Here is a 16,256-nt window from a genome sequence, read left to right on the forward strand (position 1 = left end):
GAGCGTCGTGTCGCGCGACGACAACACCGCCGAGAGCCGTATCCGGCTCGGCCGGCACGCGGCGCGCAAGGGCTGGGCCTGACGGACCGTCGGGGGGCGTCCTGGACGTCTGGAGTCAGTGTCCGCGGACCGCGGGAGAGGGCCGCGGGGACCGGGTGACGACGAGGTCGGGCTCGTGCGGACCGGGAGGCAGGCCCGTGTTGACGTCCGCCTGGCGCAGTTCGGCGAGCAACTCGGTCTGCCCGGCCAGCAGTTCGGTGAGGATGCGGCGGGCGGCGCGCAGCAGTTCGGCGACGTCGCCGCCCGCCAGCGCGTAACTGACGGTCGAACCCTCGCGGATGGACACCACGATGCCCGAGCGGCGCAGCACGGCCAGCTGCTGCGAGAGGTTGGACGGTTCGACCTCGATCTCGCTGAGCAGGTCGCGCACCGAGACGGGGCCGCTCTGCAGCAGTTCCAGGACCCGGATGCGTACGGGGTGTCCGAGCATGCGGAAGAACTCGGCCTTGGCCTGGTAGAGGGGGACCTGCCTGGTCAAATCGTTCGCTCCCTGCCGCCTGGGGACGGGCTGTTTCTCCGGCTGGTGCGGTGGCTGTCCGCGTGCCCGCCGCGAACCGTGCCTGAAGACCGATCCTGGCGGCTCCGCCTCCGCACGCCCACGCGATTGACTCCATCTGGATGTACCTAATTGAAGAAGTCTTCAAGTCGTGGGCATGCGGAGGCGTGGGGAACGTGGTTGTCTACACCTCTAGTTCGGCTTCGATGCGTGCGAGCTGGTGGCGGGCCATGGCCAGGTTGGACGTCGTCTTGTTGAGCACGAGGTACAGGAACAGCCCGTTGCCGTCGCGGCCCGTGAGCGGCCGGATCAGGTGGTACTGACTCGAGAGCGTGATGAGTACGTCCTCGATCTTGCTCTTGAGCCCGAGGTGTTCCATGGTGCGCACCTTGGCCCGGACCACGTCGGTGTTGCCGGCCGCGGCGACGTTCAGGTCGAGGTCCTTGCCGCCCCCCAGCGTGCCCAGCGCCATGCCGCTCGTGTAGTCGACGAGGGCGACGCCGAGCGCGCCCTCGATCGACGTCATCGTCTCCTTGAGGGAGATCTCCACATTTGCCATACCGATGTCTCCTTCGGGTCACCGCGCGGACGGAGGAGTTCCCGACCGGCCGGTGTCCCGGACACTACGGACCGTCCGCCGTGGGCGGCCGGGTTGTTTCGGGACTGGCGGAAGGAGCGCCGAAAGGCGTACGGCGTGACAGGTAATTGATCGCCGCTGGCCCGTCATTGATCACGAATGGCGTCCGGCGTCCGCCGCGCGGGTGGCGGCGAACTCCGCGAACCACGCCAGCATCTCCGGGTGGGTGATGGAGCCCGCGCTGCTGACCTCGCCGGGGCGGGCGCCCTGGAGGACGCGCTTGACCGGGACCTCGAGCTTCTTGCCGGTGAGGGTGCGCGGGACGGCGGGGACCGGCACGATCGCGTCGGGCACGTGGCGCGGCGACAGCCGGCCCCTGATGGCCGTGGCGATGCGGCGGCGCAGGCCGTCGTCGAGCGTGGTGCCCTCGGCGGGCACGACGAACAGCGGCATGAAGTAGGCGCCGTCGGGCTCCTCGACACCGATGACGAGACTGTCGGCGATCTCGGGCAGCTGGTCGACCACGGCGTAGATGTCGGCCGATCCCATGCGGACCCCGGAGCGGTTCAGGGTGGAGTCGGAGCGTCCCGCGACGACGACCGACAGGTCGGCGTCGATGGTGACCCAGTCGCCGTGCCGCCAGACCCCGGGGTAGGTGTCGAAGTAACTGGCCCGGTAGCGGGTGCCGTCCGGGTCGCCGACGAAGCGGAGCGGCATGGACGGCAGCGGCGCCGTCACCACCATCTCGCCCTGCCCGCCCGTCAGCGGACGCCCCTCGAGGTCCCAGGAGGCCAGGGCCACGCCGAGGGCGGGCGCCTGGATGCGGCCGACGCGGACGGGCAGCAGCGGGGTGCTTCCCGCGAGGACCGAGCAGACGTCGGTGCCGCCGCAGATGGACTGGAGCCGCGCTCCGGGCAGCCGGTCGTGGACCCACCGCCAGGTGCCGGGCGGCAGGGTCGACCCGGTCTGCAGGACGGTCCGCAGCCGGCCGAGCCCGAAGGCGTCCGCGGGACGCGTGTCCGCCTTCTCGGCCGCGGTGAGATAGGCGGCACCCAGACCGAGCACGGTCGCCCCGGTCCGCTCGGCGATCTCCCAGACGCCGTCGACGCCGGGGTACGTGGGGCTGCCGTCGTACAGGACGACGGTGCTGCCGTGCAGCAGTCCGCCGACCAGGAAGTTCCACACCATCCAGCTCGTGGAGGTGACGAAGAGGTAGCGGTCGTCCGCGCGCAGGTCGACGCCCAGGCCGAGCGCCTTGAGCAGTTCGACGACGATCCCGCCGTGGCCCTGCACGATCCCCTTCGGTATCCCCGTGGTTCCCGACGACCACAGGATCCACAGCGGGTGGTCGAAGGGCACGTCGGCGAACTCCGGCGGGCCGTCCGCCGCGGGCAGCGCCGACCAGGTGTGCTGGTGGACGTCAGGCCGCCCGGACCACGGTTCGGCCGGGGCGGGGAAGAGGCTGTCGACGGCGAGGACGTGGCGGACGGTGGGCAGCCCGTCCACGAGTTCGGCGACCTCCGGGCGCCTGTCGTAGCTCTTGCCGCCGTAGCGGTACCCGTCCGCCGCGACCAGGACCACCGGCCGCGCCTGGCGGAGCCGGGCGAGCACGGAGGGCGTGCCGAAGTCCGGCGAACAGGCGGTCCACACGGCGCCGACGGCGGCCGTGGCGAGCAGCGCCACCACGGTCTGGCGGAGGTTGGGGAGGTATCCGGCCACGCAGTCGCCGGGCTCCACGCCCATGCGGCGCAGCGCCGCCGAGACGTCGGCCACCTGTCGGCGCAGTTCGTGCCAGGAGGTCTCCTCGGGCGCCCCGTCCTCGGTCAGGCAGACGAGGGCGGGGCGGGCGTCGGTCGCCCGGGCGAGGCAGCGTTCGGCGAAGTTCAGCCGGGCGCCGGGGAACCACGTGGCACCTGGCATCGAGGCGTCGCCCAGCACCGCGTCGTAACCGCTGACCGCGTCCAGCCCGTAGAACTCCCACACCGCCGACCAGAACGCCGCGAGATCGGTGGAGCTCCACCGCCACAGCTCGGCGTAGCCGGAGAACCGCAGTCCCCGTACGTCGCTCAGCCAGTCCATGAAGCCGGCGACGCCGGACCCCTCCAACTCGGCGCGACCGGGGGACCACAGCAGGTCGGTGTCGGTGTTCATCGGATGCCTTCCTGGGCTGGACGCGGTGTCTCAGACGGTTTCCGCGTCGTGGAGCAGTTCTTCCGCGCGCGGCCACGGGCCGTGGCCGGACGCGGGGTTGAGATGGCCGACCTCGCCGAGTTCCACCAGGGCGCCGCCCCAGTCGCCGGCCAGTGCGGCGATCCGCTCGGCCGCGCCGAGGGGGTCGTTCGCGCTGGCCGCGACGATGCTCGGGAAGGGCAGCGGGGTCCGGGGCACCGGTGTCCAGCCGTTCTCGCGGAGCACCTCCGGGGTCGGGTAACCCTCGGGGAGCGGGGTGTCGAAGTCCGGCGGTGTCGCGAGCAGCGCTCCGCGCACCTGGGCCGTGTGCTCCTGGGCCCAGTGGACCGTGGTGATCACGCCGGCGCTGTGCGCGACGAGGACGACGGGGCCCCCGGCCTCCGAGACCACCTTGTCGAGCGCCGCCACACGGGCCTCGCGGCTCAGGGCGTCCTCGGTGAGCGGCGGGACGGTGAGCACGGTGCGCCCGGCCTCGGCCAGCCGGTCCGCCAGCAGGGTCTGCCAGTGGTCGGCGACGTGGTCGCGCAGCCCCGGGACGATCACGACCACCGGGCCGGTGGTCCCGGTGACCGGAGCGGAGGCCCCGGTCACCGGGTCGGTTCCGGCGCTCACGCGGTCACCACCGTCTCCGCCGGTTCCGCCGCGGGGGCGGGGCCGTCCGTCAGACGTCGCAGGTCACGCTCGTAGAAGTGGCGTCCGACCAGGAACGCCGCGGTGGCGGCGAGCGCCGCGAGCGGGACGATCCGCAGGGCGCCGAGCAGCCCCATGCCGTCGGCGAGCGCGCCCGTCACGGCGGGCCCGGGAGCCAGCCCGAGCAGGCTGTTGGCGAGGGTCAGGGTGGCGAAGGCCGTCGCGGAGATGGCCGCGGGGGTCAGGTTGGCCACCATGGCGGTCGCGGGACCGGCCGTGCCGGCCGACAGCAGGGCTCCGGCCGCCAGCACCGCCAGCTGGAGGGGGCCGGTCGGCAGCTGGAAGGCGGCCATGAGCAGGACGAGCGAGCCGAGGCTGCACCCGATGGCGACCGCCCACTTGCGGATGGGGAACGCCCGGCAGATGCGGTCGGAGACGATGCCGCCGCCGATCATGCCGACGCCGATGACGAGGATGAAGATCCCGGCGGTCGCGCCCGCCTTGGCGGTGGGCATGTCGTAGTAGCGGTTGAAGTAGCTGGGCAGCCAGGCCATCAGGGACGCGGCGATGAACAGCTGGAGACCGCTGCCCACGTAGGCGCTGATCACCGACACGGAGGAGAACAGCCGGGGCAGCAGCGTACGCAGCCGTCCCTGGAGTCCGGGACCGGACTCGGCGTCGGCGGGAGCGTCCTTCGGCCGCAGCCTCTTCTCGGTGACGACGAGGCCGTAGACCGCGGCCAGCACCAGGCCGAAGACGCCCATGACGCCGAACGCCCAGCGCCAGCCGAAGTGTTCGGCGACGGCGCCGCCGACCGACACACCGAGGACCGAGCCGAAGGCGCCGCCCGCGATGAAGGCACCGGAGAGGGTGGCGCGCAGGCCCAGGGGGAAGATGCTCAGGACGACGGCGATGCCGACGCTTCCGTACGCCGCCTCGCCGATGCCGACGAAGAGCCGGCCGACGAACATCTGGTCGTAGTTCGCGGAGAGCGCGCAGCCGAGGGTCGCCACGCTCCACATCACCGCGGCGAGCAGCAGGCTCTTGACCCGTCCCCAGCGGTCGGCGATCAGGGACATGGGGAAGGTGAGCAGCCCGACCATGAGGGCGACGATGCTGCTGAGCGTGCCGAGCCTGGCGTCCGAGAGCAGCCATTCGCTCTTGAGGTCAGGGAAGACGGCGTTGAGGACCTGCCGGGACATGTAGTCGGACAGCAGCAGGCCGAAACTGAGGGCGAAGACCACCCAGGCGTAGCGTCGGGACACGGGCCATCCGGACGAGGCGGTCGTGTCCGCCCCGGGGACGGGGCCGGCAGTGGTGTGCAACTCCATTGTCATCACCTCACGCGCTGTTGGAAAAGAGAGGTCAGAACGGTCTGTCGCCGACGATTCCCGCGCGCTCCATGCGGCGGACGGCGGGCCAGTAGTCCTGTACGGCGTAGTGCTGGGTGGAGCGGTTGTCCCAGATGGCGACGCTGTTCGGGGTCCAGCGCCAGCGCACCTGGTACTCCGGGATCGAGGCCTGGGCGATCAGGTGGTTGAGCAGGAGGCTCGCGCCGGGGGCGAAGTCGTGCCCGAACCGCACGTTCCCGGGCGTGTGGTAGTTGACGAAGTGGGTGGTGAACGCGTTGACGAAGAGGATCTCCTCCCCGGTCTCCGGGTGGACGCGCACCACCGGGTGCTCCGCGTCCGGGAACTGCGCCTTGAGGGCGTGCCGCTTCTCCTCGGGCATCACGGCGCCGAAGGTGGCCTCGATGCTGTGCCGGGCCCGCAGCCCCCGGATCTTGGTACGGACGTCCTCGGGCAGCCGGCGGTACGCCTCGGCCATGTTGACCCAGATGGTGTCCCCGCCGACGGGCGGCCCCTCGATACAGCGCAGCACCGCGCCCATCGCCGGGTTCTCGCGCCAGGTGCCGTCGGTGTGCAGGGCGTTCTCGTAGTGCTCGGCCGGGCTGTCGAGGTCCTTGTAGATCCGCACCAGGCCGGGGTGCTCGGGGTCGCTGCCGGCCACCGGGTGGTCCTCCAGCTCGCCGAAACGCCGGGCGAAGGCGACGTGTTCGGCACGGGTGAAGTCCTGGTCGCGCAGGAACAGCACCTTGTACTGGAGCAGCAGGGACTTGATCTCGGCGAAGAGGTCGTCGTCGCGTGCGGCGTCGGCGAGGTCCACACCGGACAGTTCCGCGCCGATCGTGCAGGTCAGCGGTTCGACCCGGATCGAGCCGCGGTGATGGGCGCGGACCTGCGCGCCCTCGGGGGGAGCGAGCGTGTGTTCCATGGTGCTTCCTCCTGGAGGCAGTTGAGTTGACCGAGGGGAAGTGCTGGGAAACGCGCGGGAGTCGCCCGCACGCGGGTTCCGGCGGTCGAAGGACCGACCGCGGGAAGTGCCGGGAACCGAAGGGGAGTCGAGCGCGGGAGGCGCCGGGGTCAGAGGACGAAGACGGACGATCCGGTGGTCCGGCCCGCTTCCAGTTCGCGGTGCGCCTGGGCGGCGTCCTCCAGGGCGAAGCGCTGGTTGACCTGGATGTCGATGCGGCCGGAGACGACGTGGTCGAAGAGCTCGCCGGCGAGCTCCGCCCGTTCCGCGGGGTCAGCGATGTAGTCGGCGAGCGCGGGCCGCGTGACGAACAGGGAGCCCTGGACGGCGAGTTGCATCGCGTCGATGGGCGGTACCGGTCCGGAGGCGGTGCCGAAGCAGACGAGCAGGCCGCGGCGGCGCAGCGAGGCGAGCGAGGAGGCGTACGTGGTCTTGCCGACGCTGTCGAAGACGACCGGGACCCCGGCCCCGTCGGTGAGTTCGCGCACCCGCTCGGCCACGTTCTCCCGCTGGTAGTGGATGACGTGGTCGCAGCCGTGCGCCCGGGCCAGTTCGGCCTTCTCCTCGGTGGAGACGGTGCCGATGACGTTCAGTCCGAGGAGCTTGGCCCACTGGCAGACGATGAGGCCGACGCCGCCCGCCGCCGCGGTCAGCAGGATCGTGTCGCCCTCCTCGAGGGGGTGGATCCTGCGGAGCAGGTACGAGGAGGTCAGGCCGCGCATGGTCATCGCCGCGGCGGTCTCGAAGGCGATGCCGTCCGGCAGCTTGATCAGGGAGCCGACGGGCATGACGCGCTCGGTGCTGTAGGCGCCGAGCGGGCTTCCGGTGTACGTGACCCGGTCGCCCTCGGCGAACCCGGTGACGCCCGCGCCGACCGCCTCGACCACGCCCGCCGCCTCGACGCCGAGTCCGGCGGGCAGCGGCGCCGGGTAGAGCCCGGTACGGAAGTAGGTGTCGGCGAAGTTGAGTCCGACGGCGTGGTGGCGGATCCGGACCTCACCGGGGCCGGGGTCGCCGACGACGACCTCCTCCCAGCGCAGGACCTCGGGACCGCCGGTCTCCTTGAATCGAATGGCGTGGGCCACGGGGGCGCTCCGTTGTTCGTGTCGGGTGGATGGGGCAGAGGAAGGGGCCGCCGGAACCGGGGGGTCTGGCCCCGGCGGCCCCGTGGCGTGGCGAACCGGCCGGTGCGGGAGCCGGACGGGCGGTCCCGGGGCCCGTCCCGCAGGCGGGCGGGCCCACGGACGGACCGGGGCCGGAGGCACGGACCTGTCCGGACGTATGGACCTGTCCGGAGGCATGGACCTGCCCGGAGGCGCGGACCGGCGCGGATGTACGGACCGGCGCGGCGGGGAGCCGAGGGATCAGGCGTCGCGGAGCATGAAGCCGCGCTGTCCGGGACGGCGGTTGGGCACCATGCCGAGCTGGGCGAGCGTCTCGTCGGTGCTCGAGTAGGTCTCGCCGATCTTGTAGATCTTCCTGGCCTCCGCGCCGGTCGCGATGTCACGGCCGAGCGCCTGGGAGATCTGCACCATCTGCTCGACCTGCTCGACACTGGACATGCGCTCGCCCTTGCGACGCCACAGGTTGTCCTCGTTGCCCACCCGGACGTGCACTCCGAGCGCGATGCCGATCGCGTTCATGGGCGCCACGGCACGCATGGAGCTCTCGATGGTGAGGACGGCGCCGTCGGGGACGCGACGGACGAACTCGATCAGGTCCGCGGGGTGGCGGCCCGCGAAACCGCCGCCGATCGCGACGTAGTTGAGGACCAGCGGGCCCGTGTAGACACCGGACCGGATGAGCCGCTCCACAGTTTCGAGCTGGGCCAGGGTGGCGAGCTGGAAGTGCGGCTGGATACCGCTCTCGCCGAGGCGCTTGAGGTGCTCCAGGTAGAAGTCGGGGCCGGCCTCCAGGTACATGTCCCGGTACGCCTTGTAGTAGTCGGGCTTGGCGATCGAGGTGCCCTCCAGGTCGTCGTCGGTCATGATCTCGACGATGTTCATCTGGCTGGTGTTGATCGCGATCGTCACCTGGTCCGGCTTCGGGTCCAGGTCGGCGAGCATGTGACGGCTGTCGAAGTCGAGCCACTTGGCTTCCGAGCCCTCGCCCTCCGGGGCGAAGGAGATCGACCCGCCGATCTGCAGGACCATGTCCGGCACGGCCTCGCGCAGTCGTCCGATCAGCTCGTTGAACATGGACAGGCGCTTGGAGCCCTTGCCGTCCAGCTCACGGACGTGGATGTGGAGAACGGTGGCACCGGCGTTGTAACAGTCGACGGCCGCCTGTACGTGCTCGTCCATCGTCAGGGGAAGGTCGTCGGCGTCGCCGGGAAGCCATTCGGGCCCGTAGGGAGCGGCCTGGATGACGAGTTTTTCCTGGTTCTCGGGGAAGAGCGAGTCGTCGTGGAAATGCACGGTCCGTCTCCTTCGTCGGATCGGTGATCACTCGCCGGGGGCATCGCCGCTCACTGCGCGGCCTCGGACGTCCGGCGGGGATCGATGCGGGTCACCGGTGAAAGCGGGCGTGGGGCGGCCCGCTGCGGTCGGCCGGTCCGGAGGGAGCCCGGGGGAGTGGTTCGGCTCCCTCCGACGGCAGACCGCGTTCTGCTGTGCGGTGGTGCAAAGGTAGGGCCGAGTCCGGGGACGCGCTTGCCTTCAGGGGACGGATGATTTGTCATTTGGGGACATCGGTGCGGCGGAGAGCCGGGCGGGGAGGCGCACGGCCGGAGAACGGACCCCGCCCACCACTCCAGTCGCACAAGGGGAGTTGCTACGAGGGCCTGCTCCCGCGCCACGCCCTCGGGCTGCATCCGAACTGCTCGCGGAACCACCGCGAGAACCCGCTCGGCGACGAGAAGCCCAGCAGTTCGGAGATCTCCGTGAGCGATCGCCGGGGGTTCGCCACGAACTGCTCCGCCAGATGGCGCCGGGTGACGTTGAGGAGCGAGGAGAACGTCTCGCCCGACTCGGCCAGGTGGCGGTGGACCGTGCGCCGGTCGACCCCGAGGCTGCGGGCGACCTGCTCGACCGAGCAGCGCCCGGTCGGCAGCAGCACCTCGATGAGTTCACGCACCCGGTCCGCGGCGGTGGTGTCCTTCGGTACGGCGATCGCGTCGAAGTACTGACGGGCGTACTCGCGCATCAACGGGTCCGCCATGGCGTTGGGCGCGTCGAGGTCGTCGGCGTAGAAGACGATCCCGTCGATCTCGCGGCCGAACTCCACGATGGGCCCGAACGCGTGCAGGTGCGTCGAGGCGTCCGCCGGCGCGGGGTGCCGGAACCACACGGACAGCGGCTGCCAGCGGGCGTGCAGGAAGTCGCTGAGGATGCGGTGGAAGGCGGCGACGGCCAGCTCCGTCGCCTGCCGGGACTGCATGGCCTCGCCGAGCCGCAGGTCCACCTTCAGCGTGGCCAGTCCGTCGCCCTCGGACAGCCGGGTGTGCAACACCTCGTTGTACATGTACTGGTGACGGATCAGCAGTTCCAGCGCGCTGCGCACGTCCGGTTCCTCGCGGACCACGAGACTGATCGGACCGAGCGTGGAGAACCGGCGGAACTCCGCGAGCAGTATCCCGAAGTCCTCGCGGCCCGACTCGGCCGCCGACAGCTCCAGCACCTGGACGGCGGCCGTGCCGGAGATCCACCGGTCCTGGACCGTGAGGGCGGCGGTGTCCAGGCCCACCCGTTTCAGCAGCGCCTGCGGATCGATGTCCATGGAGCGGCACAGCTCGACGTAGCCGCTCAGGGCGGCGGTGCGGACCAGAGGTCTCATGGGGCACGCTCCAGGGATGTCCCGAAAAGCCAAATCTCCTGTCCCGCCATGACAAGCGTGGCGGTGGTCGAGGAACCTAGCATGACGCCGTTCACCTGCCGGGCCGCTCATGGGGGGCCGCTCACCGGCAGGTGAACGCGCAATGGATTGGAGGCGAACATGACAGGACTGACGGACCCGGACCGGGTGACGTCCCCGCCCACGTCCCACCCGGTCCCGGACCGGGCCGCGGCGCCGGCCCGCCCGGACCAGGCCCCGCCCACGCCCTGCTCGGGCCCCTCGGTGTGGACGGGCCCGGAGCTCGCCCGCCCCGAGCAGTGGCGGACGCACCTGTCGGACACCGAGCTCGCGGAGATCGACTCCGCCCTGCGCGAGACCCGCAGACGGGACCTCACCCTGCTGAGGCTGACGGCCGCCGACTTCCCGCTCCCCGGCCTCGCCGCCTGCCTGGCCCGCCTCTCCGACGACCTCGAACACGGACGGGGCTTCGCGGTCGTCCGGGGCGTCCCCGTCGAGCGGCTCGGCGAGACGGCCGCGAGCACGGTGTTCTGGGGGATCGGCAGGCATCTGGGCCACCCGGTGCCGCAGAACGCCGACGGGCTCGTCCTCGGCCACGTCAGGGACACCGGACGCAGCCTGAGCGACCCCGCCGCACGCGGCTACGAGACCCGGGAGGCCCTGCCCTTCCACACCGACCCCACCGATCTCCTGGCCCTGCTGACGCTGCGCACGGCCGGCGCCGGCGGACGCGTCTCCCTGGCCAGCGCGGCCGCCGTCCACAACGCGGTGCTGGAGCTGCGCCCCGACCTCGCCGGGCGCCTGTACGGCACGTACCACTTCGACCGCAGGGGCGACCACGCCCCCGGAGAGCCGCCCTGCGCGGCGGCCCCGCTGGTCTCCCGCCCCGACGGTCTGGCCGGCGCGCCGAACATGCGGTACAACCGGCGCTACATCGAATCCGCCCAGCGCTTCCCCGAGGTGCCCCGCCTGGAACCGGCGGACCGGGAACTCTTCGATCTCGTCGACTCCCTGGCCGCCTCCCCGGAGTACCGGCTCGACCTCGACCTGCGGGCCGGGGACCTGCTCCTGCTCAACACGCACCGGGTGATGCACGCCCGTACGGCGTTCGAGGATCATGGACCGTCCGGACACGAACGCCACCTCCTGCGCCTCTGGCTGGCCTTCCCGCAGGGACCCGGCGGCCAGGACGCACCCCCCTGGGTCACGCTTCGCGATGTGATCCGACCACGCGGCACCGCCGCGCCCCGCGCGACGAATGCAAGGAGAAACCCGGCATGACCAATCTCGTCACCCTTCTGGCCGCCACCTGCCTGGCGCACGGCGAGCGCGTCGCCGTCCGCCACGACGACGACACGCTCACCTACGCCGAACTCGACGACGCCAGCGCACGGGTGGCCGCGCTGCTGCGGGACCGCGGCGTCCTGCCCGGCGACCGCGTGGCGCTGACCATGCCCAACGTCCCGACGTTCCCGGTCCTCTACTACGGCATCCTGCGGGCCGGCGCCGTCGTCGTCCCGATGAACCCGCTGCTCAAGGCCCGCGAGGTCGCCTTCACCCTGCGCGACTGCGGAGCGCGCGTCGCGCTGGTGCACCCCCTGTTCGCCGACGAGGTCACGAAGGCCGCCGCGGAGACGGGCACCGACTGCCTGGTGACCGGCTCCGAGGGCTTCGACGCCCTGCTGCGCGGCCACGAACCCCTGCGCGACACCCCGGACCGGGCCGACGACGACGCCGCCCTCATCCTCTACACCTCCGGCACCACCGGAACGCCCAAGGGCGCCGAACTGTCCCACCGGAACCTGGCGAGCAACACCCTCACCACGGCCGAGACCCTCCTCCAGGTCGGACCGGAGGACGTGCTCTTCGGCGGTCTGCCGCTCTTCCACGCCTTCGGCCAGACCTGCGCGCTCAACACGGCCGTCGCGGCCGGCGCCACCCTGACCCTGCTGCCCCGCTTCGACCCGCGAAGCGCCCTGGAGATCATCGCCCGGGACGGGGTCACCGTCTTCCTCGGCGTGCCGACCATGTACGCGGCGCTGTTGCACGCCGAGCTTCCCGACGGCTTCGACGCCGGCCGGCTGCGCCTGGCCGTCTCGGGCGGGGCCGCGCTCCCGGTCGAGGTCCTGCACGGTTTCGAGCGGCGCTTCGGCGCGGCCGTGCTGGAGGGCTACGGGCTGTCCGAGACGTCACCGGTCGCCGCGTTCAACCACCCGGACCGTCCGCGCAAGGCGGGCTCGATCGGCGTTCCCATCCGCGGGGTCGAGATGCGGCTCGTCGCCGAGGACGGCGGCACGGTCGCACCCGGAGAGGTGGGCGAGATCGCCATCCGCGGCGAGAACATCATGACCGGGTACTGGAACCGCCCGGACGCCACCGCGGAGGCGGTCCGCGACGGATGGTTCCACAGCGGCGACCTGGCCCGCGTGGACGAGGACGGCTTCTACTTCATCGTCGACCGCAAGAAGGACATGATCATTCGCGGCGGCTACAACGTCTACCCGCGCGAGATCGAGGAGGTGCTGTACGAGCACCCCGCCGTCGCCGAGGCTGCCGTCGTGGGGGTGCCGCACCCCCTGCACGGCGAGGAGGTCGCGGCCGTGGTCACGCTCAGGCCGGGCGCCGAGGCCACGGCCGAGGAGATCCGCGAGCACGCCAAGGAGCGGGTCGCGGCGTACAAGTACCCCCGCCTCGTCACGATCGCGGCGGAACTGCCGAAGGGGCCCACGGGCAAGATCCTCAAGCGCGAGATCGTGGTCGACGGCTCGTGAACCGGTGAGGCGACCCGGTGAGGGCGGCGGTCCCGCCGCCCTCACCGGTCCCTCGGCCGAGGTCCCGCGAGGATCAGGCTCTCGACGCTCTCGTACACCCCGCGTTCCCGGTCCGCCGCGCGGCGTCCGGACAGCACGCTGCCGAGCCAGCCGAACGCGAAGCCCAGCGGGATGGACACCAGCCCCGTGGTGGTGAACGGGAACCAGTTGAAGTCGGCGGCGGGAAAGGCGGACGTCGGGGAGCCGGACACCAGTGTGGTGCCCGGCATCAGGACCAGGACCGCGAGGGTGCCGCCGATGAGCGTGCTCAGCAGGCCGGCGCGGGTGTAGCGGCGCCAGAAGAGGCTGTAGACCAGGGCCGGTGCGATCGCCGAGGCGCCCACGCAGAAGGACATGGTGGCGAGCGGCTGCAGGCTCCGGTCCTGGACGAGGACCGCGAGGGCGATCACGGGCGCGCCGACGACCAGGGCCGAGCCGCGGGCGAAGGCCGTCTCGCGCTGGGAGGACATGGTGGTGTCACGGCCCGCGAAGACGTCGTGGGCCAGTGAGTTGGCGCAGGCGAGGGTCATGCCGGCGACCGAGGCGAGCAGGGTGAGGAAGAGCGCCGTCGTGACCGTGGTGAACACGAGGGTCTCCGCCCGGGACACCACGGGGCCGAACGCGGCGCGCGAGCCCAGGAGATAGGCGGTGTGTCCGCGCGGGTCGGCGGCGGTGACGCCCGCCCGGCCGAGCATCGCCATGGCGCCGACGGCGACGACACCCGCCACGAGCATGAACAGCGCCACGGAGGACACCGCCCAGGACATCGAACGCCGTACCTGGCGCGCGCTGTTCGCGGTGAACATCCGCATCGTCACGTGCGGCAGACAGGCACCGCCGAACACGATGGCGAACTGTGTACTGATCATGTCGATCCGGGGGTGCGGGCCACCGGCGAACTGGAGCCCGCCGTGCAGGAACCCGTCCGACGCCCCACTGCGCCGCGCGGCCGTGGTGAACAGCTCACCCGGGTTCCAGTGGAACCGGCCGAGGACCAGCAGCGAGACGGCGATCCCGGAACCGAGGAGCACGACCATCTTCAGGAGCTGGATCAACGCGGTGCCCCGCATGCCGCCGATGGCCGCGTACGTGATCATCAAGGCGCCGACCCCCACGATGCAGCCCGTCTTCATGGAGCCGTCCGTGAAGCCGAGGATGAACGCCAGCAGCTGCCCGGTACTGGCGAGTTGGACGAGCATCATCGGCACGAGGGCGGCGATCGTGACGACGCAGCCCGTGATCCGGACGGAGCGTCCGGGCATCCTGCGGGCCAGCACGTCGCCCATGGTGAACTTGCCGGTGTTCCGCAGGGGTTCGGCCAGCAGGAACATCAGCACCAGCAGCGAGAGCAGGGTGCTGAGCGCGAGGACGACCCCGTCGAAACCGCACAGGGCGATCACGCCGCCGATGGTCAGCACGGTGGCGGCGGAGATGTAGTCACCGGCGATGGCGAGCCCGTTGCGCAGCGGGGAGAGCGAGCGGTATCCGGTGTAGAACTCGGCGAGGTCGTCACTGTCGGGGCCGGTCAGCACGCACAGCAGCAGGGTGACCGTGACGGCGATGGAGAAGGCGACGAGGGACCAGGACTGCGTGGAGCCGGCGAAGGTGTTCATCGCTTCCGTTCCTGCTCGGCGCCGGTCCACGGGACGCTCCGGTTCACACGGCGTGCGAGGGGGTCGACGAAGCGCCGGGCCGTGCTTTCGTAGACGAGCACGGCGAGCCAGGTGGCGGGGATCTGGGCGAGGGCGACGACCAGGCCCACCGGGAGACCGCCGGCGACGGGACGGTTCATCAGGGCGGGGTGGCCGGCGCAGAGGCCGAGGAAGAGGGTGAAGCAGCCGAGCACCGCGAAGGTGGTCACGCGCCGCTGACGGCGGTAGGCGCGCCGCAGGATGCGCAGATCGCGGTGGTGCCCGGTCCAGGCGCGGGGTGATGCCCCGCCCCGTAAGGGTTCCGCCGCGGCCGGGTCGGGGACGTGCGGGGCGAAGGAGCTGTTGTGTCCCCGAGGCGGTCGCGCGGGCCGCGGGGTGGAACCGTCGTACGACATGCCGGTCTCCTGGTGGGGTGCGGGCCCGGCGTGCACGGACCGCGGGACGGTGGGGGAACGGGTCGGGTCCTCGCACGCTATGCGGCGCGTCGGCCCGTGCGAAGGGCTTTCCTCCAACTACCTGGTCGGAGCACGTCCAGGCCGCTGACCTCGGTTGTTGTCGGAGAAACCGCTGTTGCGCCCGGGCTCGGAGTGGGGACTGTGGTGGGGGTGGTGCGGCCGTCGGAACGGTCCGGCCGAGGGTCCGGTCGGAGGTCGGTCGGTGGTCCGAAAGGGGTCCGGAGCGGCTTCGGGAAGGGGCGGACGGGAGTCGGGCGGAGGGCCGGTCCGGTGTTCCGGCAGGGGATCCACGGGCGGGCGGGCGCCGGGTCCGTACGGGCTCAGGAGGAGTCGTCCAGTTCGTTCAGCGGGGTTCCGTGGGCCCAGCGCCGCAGGCACGGGCCGTCGATCAGACGGACACCGCCCTGGCGTCGTGCCCACTGGACGTCACGCCGGGTGAAGGCCCCGCGGTGCACCACGAGACGGAGCGGCGGGGCGGGGCCGCCCGGACGTCCCGAGCGCGAAGGAGCGTCCTCGTCGGGCAGGGGTTCGGCCACGGGCCGGAAGGCGACCTCCAGACGCTGCCCGCCGCCGTTGCGCGCGCGGACCCGGATGCGGGCCTCGCTCCTGCGCTGCGGGAGCACGCGCCAGCCGTCGCGGCGCAGCATGCGGGAGACGGCCAGGGCCAGTCCCTGGGTGTCCAGCTCCGCGAGTTCCTCGGGCGTGTAGAAGCCGAGGCGCCGACGGGCCAGCGGCCGGTGCCGCCGCACCGCGGCGGGGGCGACGAGGGCCAGGACGGCCAGGGCGCCGACGGGTACGCCGATACCGGCCACGCGATAGCCGAGGGCGAGGCCGGCGACGACCGCGCACAGGATGACGACGACCGCCGCGAGAGCGGGCAGCACGTCACGGAACACGGGCCCGTAGGCCCCTTCCGCGCGCAGCCGGCGGACGGCTCGGCGCCGCTGTGCGCGTGCTGACAGGCGTTTTTCCGGTGTCCGCCCCCTCCGACTCACTCGGGCCAGCTCCCCCCAACCCTCGCGCGCTTCGGCGTGTCCGGGGAGGGCTACCCCTGGCGGGCGGGCCGGTCCCCTGGAGCACGGGATCCGGCCATGAATCCGGCCGAACTCTTTCGGGGCGCCGCGACGCGTGGGGCGTGATCGGCTGCGGGGGCCGGGGAGTCCTGTGCGGCGGACCGCCCGGCGGGGGCGGCGGGTGCGTCACCCGCCGGCCCCCCGCGGGGGTGGGGGGGGGTCGGTCCCGGGGCGGGTGGCCGGGCGGGTGCCGGTCCGGTCGGTAGGT

Annotated in this window: 14 protein-coding genes; 2 read left to right on the forward strand and 12 right to left on the reverse strand. The window is 72.0% G+C overall.

The genetic code is table 11. The annotated features are described in order from the left end of the window. Positions 1-115: 115 nt before the first annotated feature. The 9 genes from ACFW6B_RS24555 to ACFW6B_RS24595 all read right to left on the reverse strand — a co-directional run bounded on the left by ACFW6B_RS24555 (position 116) and on the right by ACFW6B_RS24595 (position 10,040). The gene (locus ACFW6B_RS24555; protein WP_386598820.1) at positions 116-490 is read right to left on the reverse strand and encodes an ArsR/SmtB family transcription factor; all 375 of its coding nucleotides are present in this window, start codon (positions 488-490) and stop codon (positions 116-118) included. A 250-nt stretch (positions 491-740) separates the two neighbouring features. Then, entirely contained in the window at positions 741-1,115 is a 375-nt protein-coding gene (locus ACFW6B_RS24560; RefSeq protein WP_151471867.1) for a hypothetical protein, read from the reverse strand. Between the two features lie 171 nt (positions 1,116-1,286). After that, positions 1,287-3,284 (reverse strand): acetoacetate--CoA ligase, encoded by a 1,998-nt coding sequence (locus ACFW6B_RS24565; RefSeq protein WP_386598756.1) that lies wholly within the window; start codon positions 3,282-3,284, stop codon positions 1,287-1,289. Positions 3,285-3,314: 30 nt separating this feature from the next. Then, complete coding sequence (locus ACFW6B_RS24570; RefSeq protein WP_386598758.1) at positions 3,315-3,935, reverse strand: RBBP9/YdeN family alpha/beta hydrolase; 621 nt, start codon at positions 3,933-3,935, stop codon at positions 3,315-3,317. After that, on the reverse strand, positions 3,932-5,218 hold the full coding sequence (locus ACFW6B_RS24575; protein ID WP_386598760.1) for an MFS transporter: 1,287 nt from the start codon (positions 5,216-5,218) through the stop codon (positions 3,932-3,934). Before ACFW6B_RS24575 ends, ACFW6B_RS24570 begins: the two co-directional genes overlap by 4 nt. A gap of 100 nt (positions 5,219-5,318) precedes the next feature. Further along, the gene (locus ACFW6B_RS24580; RefSeq protein WP_386598762.1) at positions 5,319-6,227 is read right to left on the reverse strand and encodes a TauD/TfdA dioxygenase family protein; all 909 of its coding nucleotides are present in this window, start codon (positions 6,225-6,227) and stop codon (positions 5,319-5,321) included. 149 nt (positions 6,228-6,376) lie between these two features. Further along, positions 6,377-7,351 carry a quinone oxidoreductase family protein gene (locus tag ACFW6B_RS24585; RefSeq protein ID WP_386598763.1) on the reverse strand — a complete coding sequence of 325 codons (975 nt, stop codon included), beginning with the start codon at positions 7,349-7,351 and terminating at the stop codon, positions 6,377-6,379. 279 nt (positions 7,352-7,630) lie between these two features. Continuing rightward, a complete protein-coding gene (locus tag ACFW6B_RS24590; protein WP_103549317.1) occupies positions 7,631-8,683 on the reverse strand; it encodes a 3-keto-5-aminohexanoate cleavage protein in 1,053 nt (350 codons plus the stop codon). Positions 8,684-9,038: 355 nt separating this feature from the next. Continuing rightward, positions 9,039-10,040 carry an AraC family transcriptional regulator gene (locus tag ACFW6B_RS24595; protein ID WP_386598766.1) on the reverse strand — a complete coding sequence of 334 codons (1,002 nt, stop codon included), beginning with the start codon at positions 10,038-10,040 and terminating at the stop codon, positions 9,039-9,041. Positions 10,041-10,199: 159 nt separating this feature from the next. On the opposite strand from ACFW6B_RS24595, the gene ACFW6B_RS24600 reads away from it, so the two are divergent. Together ACFW6B_RS24600 and ACFW6B_RS24605 are read left to right on the forward strand one after the other, a co-directional pair. Beyond that, a complete protein-coding gene (locus ACFW6B_RS24600; protein WP_386598768.1) occupies positions 10,200-11,339 on the forward strand; it encodes a TauD/TfdA family dioxygenase in 1,140 nt (379 codons plus the stop codon). Beyond that, complete coding sequence (locus ACFW6B_RS24605) at positions 11,336-12,829, forward strand: long-chain fatty acid--CoA ligase (protein ID WP_386598770.1); 1,494 nt, start codon at positions 11,336-11,338, stop codon at positions 12,827-12,829. The genes ACFW6B_RS24600 and ACFW6B_RS24605 overlap by 4 nt, the downstream gene beginning before the upstream one ends. Positions 12,830-12,870: 41 nt before the next feature. On the opposite strand, the gene ACFW6B_RS24610 is transcribed toward ACFW6B_RS24605, so the two are convergent. From ACFW6B_RS24610 to ACFW6B_RS24620, 3 genes are all read right to left on the reverse strand, one after another. Further along, positions 12,871-14,481, reverse strand: a complete 1,611-nt coding sequence (locus tag ACFW6B_RS24610; RefSeq protein ID WP_386598772.1) for a cation acetate symporter — start codon at positions 14,479-14,481, stop codon at positions 12,871-12,873. Then, positions 14,478-14,915 (reverse strand): DUF485 domain-containing protein, encoded by a 438-nt coding sequence (locus ACFW6B_RS24615; RefSeq protein WP_386598774.1) that lies wholly within the window; start codon positions 14,913-14,915, stop codon positions 14,478-14,480. The genes ACFW6B_RS24610 and ACFW6B_RS24615 overlap by 4 nt, the downstream gene beginning before the upstream one ends. 380 nt (positions 14,916-15,295) lie before the next feature. Further along, the gene (locus ACFW6B_RS24620; protein WP_386598776.1) at positions 15,296-15,871 is read right to left on the reverse strand and encodes a hypothetical protein; all 576 of its coding nucleotides are present in this window, start codon (positions 15,869-15,871) and stop codon (positions 15,296-15,298) included. Positions 15,872-16,256: the final 385 nt, after the last annotated feature.

The sequence above is a fragment of the Streptomyces sp. NPDC058751 genome, from assembly GCF_042746485.1.
GTDB lineage: Bacteria > Actinomycetota > Actinomycetes > Streptomycetales > Streptomycetaceae > Streptomyces.

Coding starts and splice junctions, on each gene's coding strand:
- ACFW6B_RS24615 (WP_386598774.1), bottom strand. CDS start 14,915: ATGTCGTACGACGGTTCCACCCCGCGGCCCGCGCGACCGCCTCGGGGA.
- ACFW6B_RS24555 (WP_386598820.1), bottom strand. CDS start 490: ATGCTCGGACACCCCGTACGCATCCGGGTCCTGGAACTGCTGCAGAGC.
- ACFW6B_RS24600 (WP_386598768.1), top strand. CDS start 10,200: ATGACAGGACTGACGGACCCGGACCGGGTGACGTCCCCGCCCACGTCC.
- ACFW6B_RS24580 (WP_386598762.1), bottom strand. CDS start 6,227: ATGGAACACACGCTCGCTCCCCCCGAGGGCGCGCAGGTCCGCGCCCAT.
- ACFW6B_RS24610 (WP_386598772.1), bottom strand. CDS start 14,481: ATGAACACCTTCGCCGGCTCCACGCAGTCCTGGTCCCTCGTCGCCTTC.
- ACFW6B_RS24595 (WP_386598766.1), bottom strand. CDS start 10,040: ATGAGACCTCTGGTCCGCACCGCCGCCCTGAGCGGCTACGTCGAGCTG.
- ACFW6B_RS24565 (WP_386598756.1), bottom strand. CDS start 3,284: ATGAACACCGACACCGACCTGCTGTGGTCCCCCGGTCGCGCCGAGTTG.
- ACFW6B_RS24605 (WP_386598770.1), top strand. CDS start 11,336: ATGACCAATCTCGTCACCCTTCTGGCCGCCACCTGCCTGGCGCACGGC.
- ACFW6B_RS24560 (WP_151471867.1), bottom strand. CDS start 1,115: ATGGCAAATGTGGAGATCTCCCTCAAGGAGACGATGACGTCGATCGAG.